20 protein-coding genes and 2 tRNA genes are annotated in these 20,599 nt (G+C 71.2%); 18 read left to right on the top strand and 4 right to left on the bottom strand.

Features of this window, described 5'->3' with window-relative positions:
* Positions 1-226: 226 nt before the first annotated feature.
* The 11 genes from dnaA to KLP28_06705 all read left to right on the top strand — a co-directional run bounded on the left by dnaA (position 227) and on the right by KLP28_06705 (position 12,347).
* Complete coding sequence (gene dnaA / locus KLP28_06755; GenBank protein QWC86856.1) at positions 227-1,849, top strand: chromosomal replication initiator protein DnaA; 1,623 nt, start codon at positions 227-229, stop codon at positions 1,847-1,849.
* Positions 1,850-2,160: 311 nt separating this feature from the next.
* A complete protein-coding gene (gene dnaN, locus KLP28_06750) occupies positions 2,161-3,339 on the top strand; it encodes a DNA polymerase III subunit beta (protein ID QWC86378.1) in 1,179 nt (392 codons plus the stop codon).
* A 44-nt stretch (positions 3,340-3,383) separates the two neighbouring features.
* A complete protein-coding gene (gene gnd, locus KLP28_06745) occupies positions 3,384-4,268 on the top strand; it encodes a decarboxylating 6-phosphogluconate dehydrogenase (protein ID QWC86377.1) in 885 nt (294 codons plus the stop codon).
* 9 nt (positions 4,269-4,277) lie between these two features.
* A complete protein-coding gene (gene recF / locus KLP28_06740) occupies positions 4,278-5,516 on the top strand; it encodes a DNA replication/repair protein RecF (GenBank protein QWC86376.1) in 1,239 nt (412 codons plus the stop codon).
* Positions 5,517-5,565: 49 nt separating this feature from the next.
* The gene (locus KLP28_06735) at positions 5,566-6,042 is read left to right on the top strand and encodes a DUF721 domain-containing protein (GenBank protein QWC86855.1); all 477 of its coding nucleotides are present in this window, start codon (positions 5,566-5,568) and stop codon (positions 6,040-6,042) included.
* A 298-nt stretch (positions 6,043-6,340) separates the two neighbouring features.
* Positions 6,341-8,419 carry a DNA topoisomerase (ATP-hydrolyzing) subunit B gene (gyrB, locus tag KLP28_06730; protein ID QWC86375.1) on the top strand — a complete coding sequence of 693 codons (2,079 nt, stop codon included), beginning with the start codon at positions 6,341-6,343 and terminating at the stop codon, positions 8,417-8,419.
* A gap of 151 nt (positions 8,420-8,570) precedes the next feature.
* Positions 8,571-11,273 carry a DNA gyrase subunit A gene (gyrA, locus tag KLP28_06725; GenBank protein QWC86374.1) on the top strand — a complete coding sequence of 901 codons (2,703 nt, stop codon included), beginning with the start codon at positions 8,571-8,573 and terminating at the stop codon, positions 11,271-11,273.
* Positions 11,273-11,926 (top strand): DUF3566 domain-containing protein, encoded by a 654-nt coding sequence (locus tag KLP28_06720; GenBank protein QWC86373.1) that lies wholly within the window; start codon positions 11,273-11,275, stop codon positions 11,924-11,926. Before gyrA ends, KLP28_06720 begins: the two co-directional genes overlap by 1 nt.
* 72 nt (positions 11,927-11,998) lie before the next feature.
* A tRNA-Ile gene (locus KLP28_06715) sits at positions 11,999-12,072 on the top strand.
* A 28-nt stretch (positions 12,073-12,100) separates the two neighbouring features.
* Positions 12,101-12,241, top strand: coding sequence for a DLW-39 family protein (locus KLP28_06710; protein ID QWC86372.1), 141 nt, complete (start codon positions 12,101-12,103; stop codon positions 12,239-12,241).
* Between the two features lie 30 nt (positions 12,242-12,271).
* A tRNA-Ala gene (locus KLP28_06705) sits at positions 12,272-12,347 on the top strand.
* A 19-nt stretch (positions 12,348-12,366) separates the two neighbouring features.
* Here KLP28_06705 and KLP28_06700 read toward each other — a convergent pair.
* Both KLP28_06700 and KLP28_06695 read right to left on the bottom strand, forming a co-directional pair.
* Complete coding sequence (locus tag KLP28_06700) at positions 12,367-12,606, bottom strand: hypothetical protein (protein ID QWC86371.1); 240 nt, start codon at positions 12,604-12,606, stop codon at positions 12,367-12,369.
* A gap of 61 nt (positions 12,607-12,667) precedes the next feature.
* Positions 12,668-13,486, bottom strand: coding sequence for an MBL fold metallo-hydrolase (locus KLP28_06695; GenBank protein ID QWC86370.1), 819 nt, complete (start codon positions 13,484-13,486; stop codon positions 12,668-12,670).
* 88 nt (positions 13,487-13,574) lie between these two features.
* Between KLP28_06695 and KLP28_06690 the strand changes: the two genes are divergently transcribed.
* The 4 genes from KLP28_06690 to KLP28_06675 are packed head-to-tail and all read left to right on the top strand — an operon-like array spanning position 13,575 to position 16,640.
* Positions 13,575-14,324 (top strand): SURF1 family protein, encoded by a 750-nt coding sequence (locus KLP28_06690; GenBank protein QWC86369.1) that lies wholly within the window; start codon positions 13,575-13,577, stop codon positions 14,322-14,324.
* Positions 14,325-14,384: 60 nt separating this feature from the next.
* Positions 14,385-14,747: a DUF3817 domain-containing protein gene (locus KLP28_06685; protein ID QWC86854.1), complete on the top strand. Its 363-nt coding sequence runs from the start codon at positions 14,385-14,387 to the stop codon at positions 14,745-14,747.
* Between the two features lie 34 nt (positions 14,748-14,781).
* Positions 14,782-15,612 (top strand): patatin-like phospholipase family protein, encoded by an 831-nt coding sequence (locus KLP28_06680; GenBank protein QWC86368.1) that lies wholly within the window; start codon positions 14,782-14,784, stop codon positions 15,610-15,612.
* Positions 15,609-16,640: a 1-acyl-sn-glycerol-3-phosphate acyltransferase gene (locus tag KLP28_06675; protein ID QWC86367.1), complete on the top strand. Its 1,032-nt coding sequence runs from the start codon at positions 15,609-15,611 to the stop codon at positions 16,638-16,640. The genes KLP28_06680 and KLP28_06675 overlap by 4 nt, the downstream gene beginning before the upstream one ends.
* A 10-nt stretch (positions 16,641-16,650) precedes the next feature.
* On the opposite strand, the gene KLP28_06670 is transcribed toward KLP28_06675, so the two are convergent.
* Positions 16,651-17,520: an apolipoprotein A1/A4/E family protein gene (locus KLP28_06670; protein ID QWC86366.1), complete on the bottom strand. Its 870-nt coding sequence runs from the start codon at positions 17,518-17,520 to the stop codon at positions 16,651-16,653.
* Between the two features lie 153 nt (positions 17,521-17,673).
* Here KLP28_06670 and KLP28_06665 point away from each other — a divergent pair, with 153 nt between their 5' ends.
* Both KLP28_06665 and KLP28_06660 read left to right on the top strand, forming a co-directional pair.
* Positions 17,674-18,201 (top strand): peptidylprolyl isomerase, encoded by a 528-nt coding sequence (locus tag KLP28_06665; protein QWC86365.1) that lies wholly within the window; start codon positions 17,674-17,676, stop codon positions 18,199-18,201.
* A 19-nt stretch (positions 18,202-18,220) separates the two neighbouring features.
* Positions 18,221-19,177 carry a rhomboid family intramembrane serine protease gene (locus tag KLP28_06660; protein QWC86364.1) on the top strand — a complete coding sequence of 319 codons (957 nt, stop codon included), beginning with the start codon at positions 18,221-18,223 and terminating at the stop codon, positions 19,175-19,177.
* A 135-nt stretch (positions 19,178-19,312) separates the two neighbouring features.
* On the opposite strand, the gene KLP28_06655 is transcribed toward KLP28_06660, so the two are convergent.
* Positions 19,313-19,531 (bottom strand): cell division protein CrgA, encoded by a 219-nt coding sequence (locus KLP28_06655; protein ID QWC86853.1) that lies wholly within the window; start codon positions 19,529-19,531, stop codon positions 19,313-19,315.
* A gap of 292 nt (positions 19,532-19,823) precedes the next feature.
* Here KLP28_06655 and KLP28_06650 point away from each other — a divergent pair, with 292 nt between their 5' ends.
* On the top strand, positions 19,824-20,594 hold the full coding sequence (locus KLP28_06650) for a DUF881 domain-containing protein (protein QWC86363.1): 771 nt from the start codon (positions 19,824-19,826) through the stop codon (positions 20,592-20,594).
* The last annotated feature ends 5 nt before the right edge of the window (positions 20,595-20,599 follow it).

The following is a 20,599-nucleotide window of genomic DNA, read 5'->3' as shown; positions in this document are numbered from 1 at the left end:
TCCGTCGCGACGGACACCGCGGCGACAGCCTGTGGACAACTGTTGCTGGGGCCTCCCGTCTGGGGATAACGTACCGATTCGTTACCGACCCGCACAGCGGGAGCCCCCGTGGAGAAGCGTCGGACGTCCAGTTCAGACGCCACGGAGGGCGACGATCGAAGTGTCCACAAGCTGTGGACAACGTTGTGGACGGCGCCCCGTCAGTCGAGGCTTGCCGTGCCCCTCGCTGTGCCCTGTGCTGCCCGGACCGCCGACCTCTGGAGACCCGACCGCCGTGACCGACGCCCACACCGGACCAGTTCCCAGCGCTTCCGACGAGCCGCTCACGCCGCAGCACGAGGCGCGTGCCTTCGAGCCGCTGTGGCAGCGGCTGCTGGGCCAGCTCGTCTCGAGCCAGCGGGCGTGGCTGGACGGCAGCCGGCCTTACGCGATCCACCGCGACATGAACCTGGTCGTCATCGCGGTGGGCAACGAGTTCTTCCGTCAGCAGATCGAGCAGCGGCTGCGACCGACGTTGGAGCAGGAGCTGTCGCTGCTCACCGGCTTCGACAGCCGCCTCGCGGTGACGGTGGACCCCGACTTCCTCGCCGAGCTGCCCCCGCTGGAGGCCGAGCGTGACCTCGGGCCGGCGGTCGCCGCCGATGTAGATTCGTCGACACAGACACATGACGACAGGTCGACAGGTGCATCTGTCGACATGTCGCTGAACGACCGCATCGCACGTCGTGACATCGACGAGCCCGCTTCGGACCCGACGGCCCCGACCACCACCGGGTCCGCTGCGTCCTCCGCACCATCGGGCGACGCGGACTCGAGCCTGAACCCGAAGTACTCCTTCGACACATTCGTGATCGGCAGCTCCAACCGGTTCGCGCACGCCGCCGCCATCGCCGTCGCCGAGGCGCCGGGGCGCGCGTACAACCCGCTCCTCATCTACGGCGACTCAGGCCTCGGCAAGACGCACCTGCTGCACGCCGTGGGCCACTACGTGCGCTCGATGTACGCCTCGATGCGCGTTCGGTACGTCTCGAGCGAGGAGTTCACGAACGAGTTCATCAACTCGATCCGCGACAACGACCGCAACGACCGGTTCAAGCGGCGTTACCGCGACGTCGACGTGCTCCTCATCGACGACATCCAGTTCCTCGAGGGCAAGATCCAGACGCAGGAGGAGTTCTTCCACACCTTCAACGCCCTCCACAACGCCGGCAAGCAGATCGTCATCACCTCCGACCGCCCGCCCAAGCGCCTCGAGGCCCTCGAGGACCGCCTGCGCAGCCGGTTCGAGTGGGGCCTGACCACCGACGTGCAGCCTCCCGACCTGGAGACGCGCATCGCGATCCTGCGCAAGAAGGCCGCCCAGGAGCGGCTCGACGTGCCCGCCGACGTGCTCGAGTTCATCGCCTCGAAGATCGCGACGAACATCCGCGAGCTCGAGGGCGCTCTCATCCGCGTCACCGCCTTCGCCAACCTCAACCGCCAGCGGGTGGACGCCACCCTGGCCGAGATCGTGCTCAAGGACGTCATCCCCACCACCGGCGAGGTCGAGGTGACACCGGGCCTGATCCTGGCCCAGACCGCGGCCTTCTTCGACGTCTCGATCGACGACCTGTGCAGCGGGTCGCGCAACCGGGCGCTGGTCAACGCCCGCCAGATCGGCATGTACCTGTGCCGGGAGCTGACCGGGCTGTCCCTGCCGAAGATCGGTCAGCACTTCGGCAACCGCGACCACTCCACCGTGCTGTACGCCGAGCGCAAGATCCGGGAGGCGCTGGCGGAGAAGCCCACGACGTACAACCAGGTCGCCGAGCTCACCACCCGCATCCGGCAGGCGGCCCGCAGCAGCTGACGCTCCTGTGCACGAACCTGTGATTCACCTGTCGACTCCCGGTGGACGACAAGGCGTGCACCGTCACGGAGGCTCCTGCGTCCCCAGCCCTCCCGGACCCACGGGGTGCCCTCCACACCGGCGTCCACAGGCACACGCACGGGACGACCTGCGAGGACCGTGCTTGTCCACAGACTCGACAGGACCTATGACCACCACCTACCTGTCACATGGATCGAATGACGAGAAAACCTGACACGCCCGCTGCCTGGGGAGAACCGCCGGGACCGTGACAGGATGCGAGTCCGCCGAGCAACGAGGAGAGACCGGTCGTGAAGTTCCGTGTGGAGCGAGACGTTCTCGCAGACGCCGTCGCCTGGACCGCCCGCAGCCTCCCGGCGCGCCCGAGCACGCCGGTGCTCGCCGGGCTCCTGATCGAGGCCGGTGGTGGCACCGACGGCAGCGGTGCGGGCCCGGACTCCCTGGTGCTCTCGGCCTTCGACTACGAGACCTCCGCCCGGGCGACCCTGTCCGCCGAGATCTCGGGCGAGGGCCGGGTGCTGATCTCCGGGCGCCTGCTCGCCGACGTGTGCCGCAGCCTGCCCGACCGACCGGTCGAGATGGTCGCCGACGGCTCGAAGGTGACCCTGACCTGCGGGTCCGCGCGGTTCTCGTTCCAGACGATGCCGGTGGAGGAGTACCCGTCCCTGCCGAGCATGCCCGAGGCGACGGGCACCGTCTCCGCCGAGACCTTCACCGCGGCGGTCGGTCAGGCCGTCACCGCGGCGGGCCGCGACGACATGCTCCCCGTCCTCACCGGCGTGCGCGTCGAGATCGAGGGCTCGACGATCAACCTGCTCGCCACCGACCGGTTCCGGCTCTCCCACCGTGAGCTCGGCTGGGACCCCGGTGCCTCCGACGTCTCGGCGGCCGCGCTCATCCCGGCCAAGGTGCTCAACGACACCGCCCGCGCCCTCGCGGCCGGCGGCGAGATCACGATCGCCCTCAGCTCCGCCGGCCAGGGCGAGGGCATCATCGGGTTCGAGGGCCGCGCCGGCGGGGGCGTACGCCGCACCACCACGCGCCTGCTGGAGGGCGAGTTCCCCAAGGTCAGGTCGCTGTTCCCCAGCGAGCACGGCACCGTGGCGAAGCTCGACCGGGCCACCCTCGTCGATGCCGTGAAGCGGGTGAAGCTCGTCGCCGACCGCAACACCGCGGTGCAGCTGGCGTTCACCGCGGGCCAGCTGACCCTCGACGCCGGCAGCGGCGAGGAGGCCCAGGCCTCCGAGGCGATCGAGGCGGAGGTGACCGGTGAGGACATCACCACCGGCTTCAACCCCGACTACCTCCTCGACGGCCTCTCCGCCCTGGAGACCCCGCAGGTCGAGATGGCCTTCACCCAGTCCTCGAAGCCGGTGGTGATCTCCGGCGTCCGCAGCGAGGGCGACAACGGCGAGGTCGTGGACTCCTCGTTCCGCTACCTGCTGATGCCGCGCCGCCTGCTCGGCTGAGAAGTTCCGCAGGCTCCACCACCCGACGACCAGGAGGAATCCTCGTGAAGCTCGGCATGATCGGACTCGGCAAGATGGGCGGCAACATGCGCGAGCGTCTGCGCCGCGCCGACCACGAGGTCGTCGGGTTCGACCAGAGTCCCGACAAGCGCGACGTCGACTCCCTCGAGGCCCTGGTCGAGGCCCTGCCCTCGCCGCGGGTGATCTGGGTGATGGTCCCGGCCGGGGAGGCGACCGCGCAGACGATCTCCTCGCTCGGCGACCTCCTCGACGAGGGCGACCTCGTCATCGACGGCGGCAACTCCCGCTGGAGCGACGACCTCGAGCACGCCGAGCTGCTGGGGTCGAAGAAGATCGGCTTCGTCGACTGCGGCGTCTCCGGCGGCGTCTGGGGTCTGCAGGAGGGCTACGCGCTGATGGCCGGCGGCTCCGACGCCGACATCGCGACCGCACAGCCGATCTTCGACGCGCTGAAGCCGCCGGGCGACTTCGGCTGGGTGCACGCCGGGCCGTGCGGTGCCGGCCACTTCGCGAAGATGGTGCACAACGGCATCGAGTACGCGGTGATGCAGGCGTACGCCGAGGGCTTCGAGCTGCTGCAGGCCAGCGACCAGGTCGAGAACGTCACCGAGGTGTTCCGGTCCTGGAAGCAGGGCACCGTCATCCGCTCCTGGCTGCTGGACCTGCTGGTCGACGCCCTCGACGAGCGACCCGGGCTCGAGGGCATCGCCGGCTACGCCGACGACTCCGGTGAGGGCCGGTGGACGGTCGAGGCCGGCATCTCCCACGCGGTCCCGACCCCGGCCATCGCGGCCGCGCTCTACGCGCGCTTCACCTCGCGGCAGAGCGACTCCCCGGCCATGCAGGCGGTCGCCGCGATGCGCAACCAGTTCGGTGGTCACGCGATGAAGACCGACGGGGACGGCTGACCGCACAGCGTGCACGTCCGCCACCTCACCCTGCGCGACTTCCGCTCCTACGCCTCCCTCGACGTCGAGCTCGGTCCCGGGCCCACGGCGTTCGTCGGTCGCAACGGCCAGGGCAAGACCAACCTCGTGGAGGCCGTGGACTACCTCGCCCACCTCGGCTCCCACCGGGTGGCCTCGGACGCCCCGCTGGTCAGACGCGGAGCCGAGGCGGCGCTGGTCCGTGCCGCGGTTGAGCGGGACGGACGGCTGGCGACGCTCGAGGTCGAGATCATCCCGGGCCGCTCGAACAGGGCGCGCGTCAACCGCAACGCGCTCCCGAGGTCACGGGACCTGGTGGGTCTGCTCCGGACGGTGGTCTTCAGTCCCGAGGACCTCGCCCTGGTCAAGGGCGACCCCGGGGAGCGTCGCCGGTTCCTCGACGACCTGATGACCCTGCGTACGCCACGCCTGGCGGGCGTCCGCGCGGACTACGAGCGGGTGCTGAAGCAGCGCGCCTCGCTGCTGAAGACGGCCCGTGGCGTACGTCGGGGCACCGGGCGGGGGGCCGGTCGGGGGACCCCCGACGAGAACCTGGAGTCGACGTTGGCGGTGTGGGACGAGCGCCTGTGCAGTCTCGGCGCGGAGATTCTCGAGGCCCGGCTCCTGCTGCTGGCCGCGCTCCAGCCGTACGCGCAGTCGGCGTACGCAGCGGTGGCCCTCGGCGTCGCCCGCGACGACCTGGTGCTCGGCCACCGCGCGAGCGTGGAGCTCGGCGAGCACGGTGACGTCAGCGGGGAGACCGAGCCGCGGCCGGGGCGGCGTGCCGAGCTGGAGGCGCGGCTGCAGTCGGGCCTGGCGGCGCGCCGCGACGAGGAGCTGGAGCGGGCGCAGAACCTCGTGGGACCGCATCGCGACGACATGTCGCTGGAGCTGGGGGATCTGCCGGTGAAGGGCTACGCGAGCCACGGTGAGTCGTGGTCGGTCGCGCTGGCGCTGCGGCTCGCCTCCTACGAGCTCTTGCGCGCCGACGGCGACGACCCGATCCTGGTGCTCGACGACGTCTTCGCAGAGCTCGACGCGGGGCGGCGCGACCAGCTCGCGGCGCTCGTCGCCGACGCGGAGCAGGTGCTGGTCACCGCGGCCGTGGAGGCCGACGTCCCGCAGTCGCTGGCAGGCGCCAGGTTCGTGGTCGAAGACGGGGAGGTGCAGGGTGAGCACGACCCCGCCGTCGGGCCCGGAGGAGCAGACGAGCCGGCCAGCGGAGACTGAGCCGCACGACGTGAACGGCACCGAGCTGGCGCTGTCGGTGGCCCGGGCCATGGCTCGCTCGCCACGGCCGGTCTCCCGTGCGTCCTCGTCGGGCGCGCCCCCCTCCCGGCGTCCGCAGGGCACCTGGGCGCGTCGTCGCGACGGCGGCGTCAGCGGCGCCCACCCCGACGACCGTGATCCGCAGACCGCCGCCGCCTCCCTGGGGCGGCTCGTCGCCGAGCAGGGCTGGTCCACCGACCTGCGCGTGCACGGGGTGATGGCGCGGTGGGCGGGCGTGGTCGGCGAGGACATCGCCGCGCACACGACACCGGAGTCCTACGACGGGGGCCGCCTGGTCGTGCGCGCCGAGTCGACCGCCTGGGCCACCCAGCTGACGCTGCTGGCCTCCTCGCTCGTGGCGCGGCTCAACGCCGAGCTCGGCGACGGGACCGTCACCTTCCTGGAGATCCAGGGTCCACGCGGCCCGAGCTGGCGTCGCGGCAACCGGCGGGTGAAGGGTCGCGGACCCCGCGACACCTACGGCTGAGAACGCCGCTGTGGCGGCCCAGCAGGACCGGGGGCGTACCCGTGGCTGATCGCGAGCCCACCGGCGGCGCCAGATGCCCGTCACAGGGCTCTGAGAGCCGTCTGTCCTGTCCGGCTGTCCCCAGATCGAGCTCGCGGTCCTCGCCTGCAGCACCTCGAGCGGGTAAACTGGTCGTACTCGTCGATCGCGGCGTCCAGGCCCTGCGTCTGCGCCGTCGACGCCTTGCTCCGCCTCGCGCGCGCGTGCGCGCGAGCACCTGACCGCTCCCCGCGGTCCCCCCGGCTGCAGAGAGGCCCCCGTGACCCAGACGCCCTCCCCCGACCCGGCCGACTCCCCGATCTCCGCTGCGGAGGTCCAGGCCGGCTACGACGCCTCAGCGATCCAGGTGCTGGAGGGCCTGGAGGCGGTGCGCAAGCGGCCGGGCATGTACATCGGGTCGACCGGCGAGCGCGGCCTGCACCACCTGATCTGGGAGGTCGTCGACAACTCCGTCGACGAGGCCCTGGCGGGGCACTGCGACCGGGTCGACGTACGCCTCACGCCCGAGGGGGCGGTCGAGGTCAGCGACAACGGCCGCGGCATCCCGGTCGACATCCACCCGGTGGAGAAGATCCCGGCGGTCACCGTCGTGATGACCGTGCTGCACGCCGGCGGCAAGTTCGGCGGCGGTGGCTACAAGGTCTCCGGCGGCCTGCACGGCGTCGGCGTCTCGGTCGTCAACGCGCTGTCGAGCCGGGTCGAGGTCGAGGTCAAGCGCGACGGCTACCGCTGGACCCAGGCCTTCGCGTACGGCGTGCCCGAGGCGCCGCTCGAACGACAGGAGGCGACCGAGGACACCGGCACCACGATCCGCTTCTGGGCGGCCGAGGACGTCTTCGAGACGCTGGACTACAAGTTCGAGACGATCGTGAACCGCTTCCGCGAGATGGCGTTCCTCAACAAGGGCCTGACGATCTGCGTCCGCGACGAGCGGCCCCGAGGGCTCGAGGCCGCGGCGGCCGAGGCCGACGCCACCGTCACCGACAACGTCGAGGCCGAGGCCGGCGCCACGGGGGCGACCGACGCGCTGGAGCGCACGTTCCGCTTCGACCGCGGCCTGGTGGACTTCGTCGACCACCTCAACAAGTCCAAGCAGGTGTCGAACCCCAGCGTGATCAGCTTCGAGGCCGAGACCGCCGCCGACGTCGAGAACCACATGAGCCTCGAGGTCGCGATGCAGTGGAACACCTCCTACGCCGAGTCGGTCCACACGTTCGCCAACACCATCAACACCCACGAGGGCGGCACCCACGAGGAGGGCTTCCGCACGGCCCTGACCAGCCTGGTGAACTCCTGGGGCGAGGCGTGGAACCTCATCAAGAAGAAAGAGGACCGCGTCTCCGGCGACGACATCCGCGAGGGCCTGTGCGCCATCGTGTCGGTCAAGCTGGGTGAGCCGCAGTTCGAGGGTCAGACGAAGACCAAGCTCGGCAACACCGAGGCACGCACGTTCGTCCAGCGCGTCGTCTTCGAGCAGTTCGGCGACTGGCTGGAGAAGAACCCTGCCGAGGGCAAGGACGTCATCCGCCGCGCCCAGGCGGCGGCCTCGGCGCGGCTCGCGGCCCGCAAGGCACGGGACCTGGCGCGCTCCCGCAAGGGGCTGCTCGGCGGCGGCGGGATGCCGGGCAAGCTGAGCGACTGCCAGTCGACGAACCCGGAGGAGTGCGAGGTCTTCATCGTCGAGGGCGACTCGGCCGGTGGTTCCGCGCGCCAGGGACGCGAGCCGCGGATCCAGGCGATCCTGCCGATCCGCGGCAAGATCCTGAACGTCGAGAAGGCCCGCCTCGACAAGGTGCTGGGCAACACGGAGGTCCAGGCGATCATCTCGGCGCTCGGCACCGGCATCCACGACGAGTTCGACATCGCCAAGCTGCGCTACCACAAGGTCGTGCTGATGGCCGACGCCGACGTCGACGGCCACCACATCAACACGCTGCTGCTGACGCTGCTCTTCCGCTTCATGCGGCCCCTCATCGAGGGCGGGTACGTCTACATGGCGCAGCCGCCGCTGTACCGCATCCGCTGGAACAAGCCGCACGAGCATGAGTTCGTCTACTCCGACGCCGAGCGCGACGCCCTGCTGCGCGACGGCAGGGAGCAGGGCAAGAAGCTGCCGAAGGAGAACCCGGTGCAGCGCTACAAGGGTCTCGGCGAGATGAACGCCGAGGAGCTCTGGGAGACGACGATGAACCCCGAGCAGCGCCTCATGCTGCAGGTGACCCTCGACGACGCCGCCCAGGCCGACGCGGTGTTCAGCGTCCTGATGGGCGAGGACGTCGAGCAGCGCCGCAGCTTCATCCAGCGCAACGCTAAAGACGTTCGCTTCCTGGACATCTGATCTGCGTTGCGATGCACGCACGCTGGCGGCGTTCTCGTCGCTCGCAGGGCCGCTCCGCTCAAAGCCCAGCTTCGCTCCTCGGCCTTGCCATCGCACGCACCTCGCAACGCATATCCCACTCGCGACCGAAACCGCCGTACGGAAGTGACATATGACTGAGACGCCGACCCCCGCGCCAGGTGGACGGATCGAGCCCGTCGAGCTGCAGACCTCGATGGAGCGGGCGTACATCGACTACGCCATGGCCGTCATCGTGGGTCGCGCGCTCCCGGACGTGCGCGACGGCCTGAAGCCGGTGCACCGGCGCGTGCTGTACGCGATGTTCGACGGCGGCTACCGCCCCGACCGGGGGTTCTCCAAGTGCTCCCGCGTCGTCGGCGACGTGATGGGTCAGTACCACCCGCACGGCGACTCGGCGATCTACGACACCCTCGTGCGGCTGGCGCAGCCGTGGGTGATGCGCGCGCCGCTGATCCACGGGCAGGGCAACTTCGGCTCGCCGGGTGACGACGCGGCGGCGGCGATGCGGTACACGGAGTGCCGCATGGCGCCGCTGGCGCTGGAGATGGTCCGCGACATCGAGCGGGACACGGTCGACTTCCAGCCGAACTACGACGGCCGGTCCTCCGAGCCGACGGTGCTGCCCTCGCGCTATCCGAACCTGCTGGTCAACGGGTCGGCCGGCATCGCGGTGGGCATGGCGACGAACATCCCGCCGCACAACCTGCGTGAGATCGCGGCCGCGGCGACGTGGGCGCTGGACCACCCGGACGCGCCGCGCGAGGAGCTGATCGAGGCCCTGATCGAGCGGGTGAAGGGTCCCGACTTCCCGAACGGCGCGACGATCGTGGGCCGCGCGGGCATCGAGGAGGCGTACCGCACGGGTCGCGGCTCGATCACCCAGCGCGCGGTGATCGACGTGGAGGAGGAGAAGGGCCACAACGTGCTGGTCATCTCCCAGCTGCCGTACATGGTCAACCCCGACAACCTGGCGAAGAAGATCGCCGAGCTGGCCGTCACCGGCAAGGTGCAGGGCATCTCCAACGTGCGGGACGACTCCTCGGGGCGTACGGGCCAGCGGCTGGTCGTCGTGCTGCGCCGCGACGCCGTGGCGCGCGTGGTGCTCAACAACCTGCTGAAGCACACCGAGCTGCAGACCAACTTCAGCGCCAACATGCTGGCGCTGGTCGACGGTGTGCCCCGCACCCTGACGCTGGACCAGTTCATCACCGCCTGGGTGGCCCACCAGATCGAGGTCATCGTCCGGCGTACGCGCTTCCTGCTCGCGGAGGCCGAGCGTCAGGCGCACATCTACCGCGGTCTGGTGAAGGCGCTCGACGCCCTGGACGAGGTCATCGCCCTGATCCGCAACAGTCCCGATGCCGACGAGGCGAGGCAGGGGCTGATGGGGCTGCTCGACATCGACGAGGACCAGGCGACCGCCATCCTCGACATGCAGCTGCGCCGACTCGCGGCGCTGCAGCGTCAGCAGATCATCGACCGGCTCGCCGAGCTCGAGCGCACGATCGAGGACTACAAGGACATCCTGGCGAACGAGTCGCGGCAGCGCACGATCGTGCGCGACGAGCTCGCGGAGATAGTCGACAAGTACGGCGACGAGCGGCGTACGCAGATCATGGCCGCCGACGGCGACCTGTCGATGGAGGACCTGATCCCCGACGACGACCTCGTCGTCACCATCACCCGCGGCGGGTACGCCAAGCGCACCCTGGCGGCGCAGTACCGGCTGCAGAAGCGCGGCGGCAAGGGCGTACGCGGTGCCTCGCTGCGGGGCGACGACGTGGTCGACCACTTCATCGCCACGAGCAACCACCACTGGCTGCTGTTCTTCACCACGGCCGGCCGGGTCTACCGCACGAAGGCGTACAACCTGCCCGAGGCGTCGAGGGACGCGAAGGGCAGCCACGTCGCGGGGCTGCTGTCGTTCCAGCCGGACGAGGAGATCGCGCAGGTGCTGGCGATCCGCGACTACGACCAGATGCCGTACCTGGTGCTGGCCACCCGCGCGGGCCTGGTGAAGAAGACGCCGCTGGGCGACTACAACTCCCCGAGGCAGGCCGGCGTCATCGCGATCAACTTCCGCGCCGACGACGACGAGCTGATCGGCGCCGAGCTCGTCGGCCCCGACGACGACATCCTGCTGGTCTCGCGCAAGGGTCAGGCGATCCGCTTCAAGGCCGACGACGCGCAGCTGCGGCCGATGGGTCGCGCCACCGGCGGCGTGACCGGCATGAAGTTCCGCGGCGAGGACGACCTGCTGTCGATGTCGATCATCCGCTCGGAGGACATGGTGGACGCGACCGGCGACTTGGACGCCGCAGAGGAGGGGGCTGACGCCCCCGGTCAGTACGTGTTCACCATGACCGACGGCGGCTTCGCGAAGCGCTCGGCGATCGGGGAGTACCGGCTGCAGTCCCGCGGTGGTCTGGGCATCCGCGCGATGAAGCTAGAGAACGAGGAGCGCGGCCAGCTCGTGGCCGCCTTCATCGTCGTCGACGGCGACGAGGTCCTCTCCATCACGACCTCGGGCCAGGTGGTCCGCAGCCCCATCGATGCGGACTTCAGGGCCACGGGCCGCTCCACCATGGGCGTGAGGTTCGTCTCCCCGAAGGGCAAGGACGTGGTGGCCGTCGTCACGCGGTCGGTCGAGAAGGCCGTGGAGGACGAGGCGGAGGAGGCGGCAGCCGCCGCAGATCCGGTGACGCCGACCACGGCGGAGCTCGCCGCCGACCCGGCTGTCGTCGCCGCCGACGACGCTGCTGCGGAGCCCGACACCACCGGTGGTGCCACAATCGGTGACGGCGACGACCCGGTCGCCCCCGAGGAGGACTGATGGCCGACAGCAGCACGTCGAAGAGCCGGCCCACCCGGCGTGACGCCGAGGAGGTCCGCGTGCCCTCCCGTGAGAGCTGGGACCCGACGGCCGGGGACGCCGCTCCCGGGACCACGTCGTCCGGCAGCTCCTCGTCGTCGGGGGGTGCCTCGAGCTCCGGACGCTCCTTCGCGGACAAGGTGAGGTCCGCTCTGAGGGACGCCGGGCGCAACCTCGACGACGCCCGGACGGCCCCCGCCGGCGGCGCCGCCCCGTCCAAGGCGACCACCAACAAGCGGCCCACGCGGCGCGCACGGCTGCGGCTGACGCGGCTCGACCCGTGGTCGGTCGCGAAGACCGCCTTCCTGCTCTCCATCGCGCTCGGCGTGATGACGGTGGTGGCGGTGGCTCTGGTGTGGGGCGTGCTGGACGCCGCCGGCGTGTGGGACTCGATCAACGCGATGGTCTACCAGGTCATCGGATCGGAGTCGAGCACGGACTTCGATGTCGAGAACTACCTCGGCACCTCCCGGATCGTCGGCTTCACCCTCATCGTCGCGGGCATCAACGTCGTGCTGCTGACGGCGATCGCGACCCTCGCCGCGTTCCTCTACAACCTCGGCGCCGCGCTGCTCGGCGGTATCGAGGTCACGCTGGCGGAGGACGCTCGCTGAGGGTCTCCCCCGGATTGGGTGGGGCCCCGGCCGTGCGGTAATCTCCACCGGTCAGCCCAGCTGGCCATCCCCGGGCCTATAGCTCAGACGGTTAGAGCGCTTCCCTGATAAGGAAGAGGTCAGAGGTTCAAGTCCTCTTAGGCCCACCGGTGCACGTGTGAGAGGAGCATGGTCATGAAGCGACTTCTCGTCCTGGCAGCAGCTGCCGCCGGCGCCGCCTACGCCACGCTCGAAGCACGCAAGAACGCGCACGAGCAGCAGCTGTGGGCCGAGGCCACCGACCCGGTGCCTTCACGCAGCGGCAACGCGCGGTAGGCGGTCGACAGCCACCGCGCACCACCACCAGGGGCCATGGCGCAATTGGTAGCGCACCTGCTTTGCAAGCAGGGGGTTAGGGGTTCGAGTCCCCTTGGCTCCACCAGACTCTGTGCAGCGGCCGCTCAGTCGGTCGGCGCGACGTGCGCCTGCGAGGCGGCCTTGCCGTCGGCGTGCAGCTCGGTGAGCACCTCGTTCTCCGCGAGCAGCGGCGTGAAGGTCTGCACCGGCTGGTCGATCAGCTCGTCGACGGCCTCCCGAGCCAGGTCGCGGACGCGCCCCTCCTCGGCGGTCACGCCGGGCTTGTCCATCACCTTCTCGACGGCCTCGTCCACGATCTGCTGGCGGTGATCTCTCTCGGTCATGCCGGGAGGCTGCCCCTCTCGTCGGCGACCTCACGGCCAGCGGGACGAGTTCGTCAGCTGTTCACGTGACCGAGACCCCGGCGAGTCTCTCGAACTGCGCGGTGTCGTGGGAGGCGACGATCTCGATGTCGTCGTGTCCCGCCCGCAGCTCGCGCAGGCGCTCCCGGTTCTGCGCCCAGGCGGTGCCGTCCATCTTGATCAGGTGCTGGTAGGCGCGCAGTCCCCACGGGCAGGACGAGGAGGAGCCCGCCTCGGAGGCGTCGAAGATCGCATCACCGGCGTGCAGGAACCAGCCGGCGTCGTCCGGGCGGCGTACGGCCACACCGCAGTGTCCCCGGGTGTGGCCCGAGAGCGGCACGAGGACGACGTCGGAGATGATCTCGACGGAGTCGAAGCCCATCCACCCGTCGCCGCCGCCCTCCACGGGCTTGTACGTGCGCCACTGCGGCGCGGGTGTCCACTGCGGCGGCACGTACCTCTGCTGCTCCTTGAGCGACGGCCGGCCCCGCGCGGCCTGCAGCTCGTGCTCGTGCAGGTGCACCACGGCGTTCGGGAAGTCCTTGATGCCGCCGGCGTGGTCGAGGTCGAGGTGGGTGAGGACGATGTCGGTCACGTCGCCGGGCGAGAGTCCGAGCTCGCCGAGCTGTGCGTGCGCCGTACGCTCGTAGCTCAGCTCGGCGCGCAGCGTGCGCCCGGTGGCGCCGAGCCGCTCGGGGCGCTCGGCGTCGCCGCGCCCGAAGCCCGTGTCGACCAGCGTCAGCCGGTCGGAGCTCTCGACGACCATGACGTGCGAGACCAGCACCGCCGGCGCCACCTTGGGGTGGACAGCGCCGAGCGGACGCATCCTGGCGCAGTCGAGGTGGTGCACACGGGTCGTCATGTCTGTCAGATTGCCTGCCGGTGACCTGCGTCAAACGGGGGCGTGGCCGCCGGCCGACCGATGCAGGCGTCGCACCTAGGATGATGGTGTGCAGAGCATGGCCAGGATCCTCCTCGGTCGACGCACCCTGGGGGCCACGGCGCTGCTCGTGGTCGCGCTGGCGATCTTCAGCGGCCTCGGGCTCTGGCAGCTCGAGGGCTGGCAGGCGCAGCGCGCCGCCGAGGAGCGCGACCTGTCCACGCGGCCGCCGGTGCCCCTCACCCAGGTCATCGGGGCCGACGACCCGTTCCCCGGCGACGACGTCGGCCGTCCCGTCACCGTGCACGGCACCTGGTTGCCCGACACCGGCTTCGTCGTCGGCCCCCGGCCGCTGCGGGGCCGCGATGGATGGTGGGTCGTCGCCGTGGCCGTCCTGGAGGACACGGGCGCTCCTGACCGCACCGAGACGTCCGTGCCGGTCGTGCTCGGCTGGTCTCCCGACCCGGATCCGGCCTCGCCCTCCGGCCCGGTCGACCTGACCGGCTTCCTGCAGCCGGGCGAGGGGTCGTTGGCGCGCGACGACGACCCGACGGACCGGCGCTTCCCCGAGCTGCGGCTCGCCTCGTTGACCGAGATCGTCCCCGTCGACCTGGTCAGCGCCTTCGTGGTGGCCGATGACGAGCCGACGCTGGCCCTGCCGGCGGTGCCGCCGGAGGACGTGCCCCCCGTCGGGGCCTCGACCGCGCTGCGCAACCTCCTCTACGCCCTGCAGTGGTTCGTGCTCGCCCTGGGCGCGCTCGTGGTGTGGGGGCGCTTCCTGCGCGAAGAGCTCGCGGGCCCGGAGACGGTGCCGCGGTAGGTTCGCAGGGTGAGTCCCACGCAGCCCGCCGACGCCGCCGCCCCTGTGAAGGACCCGCCCCTGCTGATCGCGTTCCGGGTGCTCGCGACGATCGTCGGCATCCTCCTCGTGCTGTTCATCCTGGTGGCCGAGCCGCTGGCGCGCGCGCACCAGGTCATCCCCGCCCTGTGGCCCGAGGGGTCCACGCCGCAGCGGTTCGGCGAGGCGATGATCCCCTGGGTCGCGTTCCCGCACGGCTGGATCTACATCGGCTACCTGATCGTGGCGTTCCTGCTCTCCCGCCGGGCAGCATGGTCCACCCGCTTCACGGTGCTGTCGCTGCTCGCCGGGCTGGTCCCGGTGGTGACGTTCCTGGTCGAGCGGCGCGCGACTGCCTACACCCGCGCGCATATCGCCTCGACCGCCTACGACACCGACGTCTAGGCCCGACGGGACTCGGGGTCGTGGGGAGCGCGCGATGACGATCGCCTACGTGCTGGGCGGCGGTGGCGTCCTCGGAGCAGTCGAGGTCGGCATGCTGCGCGCCCTCACCGAGCGCGGCGTACGCCCCGACCTCGTGCTCGGCACCTCGGTCGGTGCCCTGAACGGCGCCGTGATCGCGAAGGACCCCGGGCCCGAGACGATAGACCGACTTGTCGACATGTGGTCCACGGCCGGGGCGGCCGACGTCTACGCGTCCGGCCCCGTACGCCAGGTCGTGCGCGCCGCGCGCACCCGCACCCACCTGCACTCCGCTGAGCCGCTGCGCCGACGCCTCCGCGAGGAGCTCGGCAGCCGTGACTTCGCCGACCTGGTCGTGCCCTTCCAGTGCGTGGCGTCCTGCATCGAGCGATCCGCCGAGCACTGGTTCAGCAGCGGACCGCTGGTACCGGCGATCCTCGCCTCCGCTGCGGTCCCGGGCCTCTTCCCGCCCGCCGAGGTCGACGGGGAGCACTTCCTCGACGGCGGCATCGTGAACTCCGTGCCCGTCGGGCGTGCCGTGGAACTCGGGGCCACCACGGTCTACGTGATGCAGGTCGGACGTCTCGAGCGGCCGCTCACACCGCCGAGCCAGCCCTGGGAGGTCGCGCGCGTCTCCTTCGAGATCGCGCGGCGCCACCGCTTCGTCCGGGAGACCTCCGCGGTGCCCGAGGGCGTCTCGGTGCACGTGCTGCCGACCGGTGAGACGAGCCGAGCCGACGACAGGCTCCTCGCCTTCCGCGACTTCTCGGCGGTGCGTCGCAGGATCGACGCGGCGTACGAGGCCACCCGCGCCCACCTCGACGGCACCGGAGGCGTGGCCTCATGAGGATCCTGCGTCGTCTGCTGCCCCCGAAGCGGCTGGTGCTCGTGCCCGTCGTGCTCGCGTCGACGGCAGCGGTCTGGACGCTGCTGCCGCTGTGGCTGATCGCGGCCGCCCTCGTCTCGCCCGGGGTGCCCGGCACCTGGCGTCCGCTGCGGCTGCTGTGGTTGACGGTGCTGCACCTGACCGTCGAGACGATCGTGCTCGTCGAGCTGCTCGGCCTCTGGATCGCCTCGGGCTTCGGGCTGTTCCTCCGGCGGCCGTGGTTCGAGGCGACGCACTACGAGATCGCCCGCACCTACCTGAGGCTCTTCCACCGTGAGGCCCGGCGTGTGCTGCACCTGGAGATCGACGTGCAGGGCCCCACCCCGGACGCCTGGCCGGGGACGCCGCTCATCGTGTGCTGCCGCCACGCCGGGCCGGCGGACTCCTTCGTGCTGCTCTACGCCCTGATGCAGTGGTTCGCGCGCGAGCCCCGACTGGTGCTCAAGGACACGATCGCCTGGGAGCCGATGGTCGGCACCCTGCTGCACCGCATCCCCAGCCGGTTCGTCGAGCCGCACCCGGAGCGTGGCGAGGACCTGCTGTCCCAGATCGCCGACCTCGCCAGGGACCTCGACCACGACGACGTCTTCGTGATCTTCCCCGAGGGCGGCAACTACACCCCGCAGCGTCGTGCACGGGCCATCGAGAAGCTTCGCGAGATCGGACGCGACGACATGGCCGGACGGGCCGAGGGCATGGAGCACGTGCTGGCCCCCCGTCCGGGCGGGTTGTGCGCCGCCCTGGGCGCGGCACCGCAGACCGACGTCATGTTCGTCGCCCACACCGGCCTGGATCACGTCTACGGCGTCCGCGACATGTGGCGCGAGCTGCCGATGGACAAGCGCATCACGATGCGCTGGTGGCGGGTGCCGCACACCGAGATCCCCGACACCGAGGAGGAGCAGGTCGACTGGCTCTTCACCTGGTGGGCGGTGATCGACGACTGGGTCGACGAGCACCGCCCCGAGGACCTCGCGGCGTCGGGGTGACCCGCTGCACTCAGTTCTTGTCGGCCTCGACGTCCACGACGTCAGCAGGGTCATCGGGCGTGCTCGAGGCGTGCGGCCCGTCCGCGTCGTCGGCCACGGCCTCCCCGGGGTTCCCGCCGCCGGTGTCGTCGGCGCGGTGCCTGCCGCTCGCCGCCGTCGACTCGGCGCCGCCTGCCGCGCTCGCGGCGGGTCGCGGCGGGTTCGTGGTGTACGCGGACTCCCAGGCCTGCGCGGCCTGCCGGTCGCCCAGCTTCTTCGCCACGAGTCCCGCGACGCCGGCGAGACCGACCGCGAAGAGCACCTTGCGTACGCGGCTGCTCTCCTTCGGGGGCTCCACCTCGCCCTTGAGCGCCGCGACGGCGGCGGACCCGCGGCGGGTCGCCTCGTGGCGGAATTCCGCGGTCGCGTCGTCGGCGGCGGTCATCGCCGTCGCGACACCGGGGAGGACGCGCTCGTCGTAGAGGTCCTCGGCGCGCCGTCGGGCCTCGTGGGCCAACGGCGCGGCCTTCGAGCGAGCCTCCTCGAGCGCGGGCTGCACCCGACGCCGGGCCTCGTCGAGGGCGGGCTCCACCTGACGTCGCGCCTGCTCCAGGTACGGCGAGGCGGTCTCACGAGCCTCCTCCCAGGCAGGCTGCACACGCTTGCGCGCCTCGTCCAGCGCCGGAGCCGCCTTGCTGCGGGCCTCGGCCGCGACACGGCTGGCCTCCCCCCGGGCACGGTCGGCGGCCTCGCGCAGCGCGGGCTCGGCCTTGGCGCGGGCCTCGCTCACGGCCGGACCGGCCTTCTTGCGGGCTTCGTTGCGTGCCTCCTCCAGACGGGGGCGCACCTGGTCCGCGACTCCGGAGGCGGAGTCGCGCAGCGAGTTCTTGCGTGACAGCACGGGGGCCGTCCTTCCTTCAGCTGAACTGATCGGCAGACATGACGGTCCTCGGCCTCATGCCCGTTGCGCCCGGGCCGCAACCTCCAGGGGCCGGCTCCCGGTCGCGTGCCATGATCTTCGGGTCCAGGCCCCGCACCGACCGAGAGGACTCCGATGTCCGGCGAGCCCACCGCGATCCTTCACACCAACCACGGCGACATCACCATCACGCTGTTCGGCAACCACGCGCCGACGACGGTGGAGAACTTCACCGGCCTCGCGCAGGGCGAGAAGGAGTACGCCGACCCCCAGACGGGCGCGAAGACGACCGGCCGCTTCTACGACGGCCTCATCTTCCATCGCATCATCGACAACTTCATGATCCAGGGCGGCTGCCCCCGCGGTGACGGCCGCGGTGGACCGGGCTACCAGTTCAAGGACGAGTTCCACCCCGAGCTGCAGTTCGACCGGCCCTACCTCCTGGCGATGGCGAACGCCGGACCGGGCACCAACGGCTCGCAGTTCTTCATCACCGTGGCGCCCACGCCGCACCTGAACCGTCGCCACACGATCTTCGGCGAGGTCGCCGACCAGTCCTCACGGGACGTCGTGGACAAGATCGCCACCGTGCGGACCGGTCCGATGGACAAGCCCGTCGACGACGTCGTCATCGAGTCCGTCGAGATCCAGGACGCCGCATGAGCGTGTCCGCGCCCCGCGCGTGACCGAGCCGTCCGACGGCGCGGGCGGTCCCGGCCCGGCCGGCGAGCCGGGCGGGCCCGCCCGTCGCACCTGCTACCGGCACCCCGACCGGTACGCCCCGGTCCGCTGCCAGCGGTGCGACCAGCCCATCTGCACCGACTGCATGACGCCCGCCTCCGTGGGCTTCCAGTGCCCCCCGTGCGTCCAGGCCGGCCAGAAGGCCACGCGGCAGGGCCGCACCGCCTTCGGCGGCACCTTCTCCAGCGACCCCACCATCACCTCGATGGCGCTGCTGGCGATCAACGTCGTGGTGTGGCTGGCCGTGCAGGCCTCGGGCGGTCGCGACAGCAGGCTCGTCGACCTGCTCGGGCTCCGCGGGCTCGGCATCTGCTCGGACGGGTTCTCGGGCTACCCCAACCTGCCCCGCGCGGCCTGCGAAGCCCAGCCCGGTCTGACCTACCTGCCCGGGTTCGGCGACGGCGCCCTGTGGCAGCCGCTCACCAGCCTCTTCACGCACGTCGACCTGCTGCACATCGGCTTCAACATGGCGGCGCTGTTCTTCCTGGCCCCGCAGCTCGAGCGGGTGCTGGGACGCGTACGCCTGCTGGCGGTCTACCTGCTCTCGGGCCTGGCAGGCAGCCTGGCGGTGCTGTGGGTGGGGCCGCCGTACACGCCCACGATCGGGGCCTCGGGCTGCATCTTCGGGCTGCTCGGCGCGTTGCTGATCGTGTTCGTGCGCCGACGCCTGCCGCTCGGCGGGCTGCTGTTCTGGCTGGGCCTGAACGCGGTGATCACCTTCAGCGTGCCGAACATCTCCTGGCAGGCGCACCTCGGCGGCTTCGTCGGCGGCCTGGTGACCATGGCCGTGCTGGCGTACGCCCCGCGCCGATCGCGCATCGTGGTGCAGGCAGCGGGGCTGGCTGCCTTCACGGTGCTGCTGCTCGCGGGCTTCGCGCTGCGCCTGCTGGTCGGCTGACCAGCAAGAGGACGGCGAGATCGTCCACAGCCTTGCTCACAGTCTGGTGATTCACACCGGTGTAGTTCTGCACACCGGTGGAGAACCCTGTGGACAACTACACGGTTGTCATTCGTGAGGATCCGTAGGAGCGGGTCACTCCCACTTGGTGGCGAAGACGAAGCCCACGGCCATGAAGCCGATGCCGACGACCAGGTTGTACTGCCCCACCTCGGTCATCAGCGGCACGTCCATCTGGGTGCCGACGGCGTAGTAGACGCAGATCCAGATCAGACCGATCAGGAAGCAGCCGAGCATCCCCACCACCACGCCGCGGCCGCGGCCGAGCGGGGCGCGACGGTGGGATCCGACCATCAGGCCGAGGAAGAAGACGGCGAAGCCGATCAGGTACGCCCAGCGGCCGAGGTCGGCGATCGCAGCCGGGGTGCCGCTGTCGACGACGAACGCGGTGACGTAGACCAGGAACGCGATGCCGCCGAGGGCCAGCACGCCGGCCAGCGCCGTGCGCGGCACCGAGAGCGCCACCCGGTCGGCGTCGTCGGGGATCGTCGTCTCGGTGCTGGACTTGGCCACGATGCTCTCCTGCGGAGGGGGTCGGCGGACGCTGCCGGGGATCGCACGCCCCGGGCTCGGCTAGCGTAGTCGCGTGTCCGCGTCGCGCCCCGTCCGCCCGACCCGGTGGCGGATCGCGCTCCCCGTCGCGACCTCCGTCGCCGGCCTGCTGGTCGCGACGTCCTACGTCGACGCCGACGGCACCGACCTGCGGGCGGTCGACCGCAGGACCGATCTCGCCGATCTCGTCGTCGCTGCGGGCGAGCGCGTCGAGGCGGCCCAGCAGCGCGTGACCCGCCTGCAGGACGAGGTGGACGGTCTCGTCGCGGAGGCCGCCGACTCCGCCGCGGGCACCGAGCTCGATGACGTCGAGGCAGAGCTCGACGGTCTGCGGCAGCAGGCTGGGCTCGCGCCCGTCGCGGGCCCCGGCCTCACCGTCGTGCTCGACGACGCCCCTGACCGGGCGATCGACGCCGCCGACGAGACAGGCGAGGTGCCTGTCTCCGACCTCGTGGTGCACCAGCAGGACATCCAGGCCGTCGCGAACGCCCTGTGGGAGGGCGGCGCCGAGGCCATGACTATCCGCGGGCAGCGCGTCGTGGCGACGACGGGCATCAAGTGCGTCGGCAACTCCGTGATCCTGCACGGCGTGCCGTACTCCCCGCCGTACGACATCTCCGCGGTCGGGGACCCCGCGGCCCTGCGCGCGGCGCTGCAGACGTCGTCCTACGTCGGCTCGTACCGCGAGGTCGCCGACGCCTTCGGTCTGGGATACGTCGTGCTGTCCGCCGACGAGCTGCGCATGCCGGCGTACACGGGCACCACGGCGCTGCGTCACGCCCGCCGCACGACCGCGCGAGGCTGAGTCGG

Source organism: Nocardioidaceae bacterium, assembly GCA_018672315.1.
Taxonomy (GTDB): Bacteria; Actinomycetota; Actinomycetes; order Propionibacteriales; family Nocardioidaceae; genus TYQ2.
This window is presented reverse-complemented; position numbering and strand designations above follow the sequence as displayed.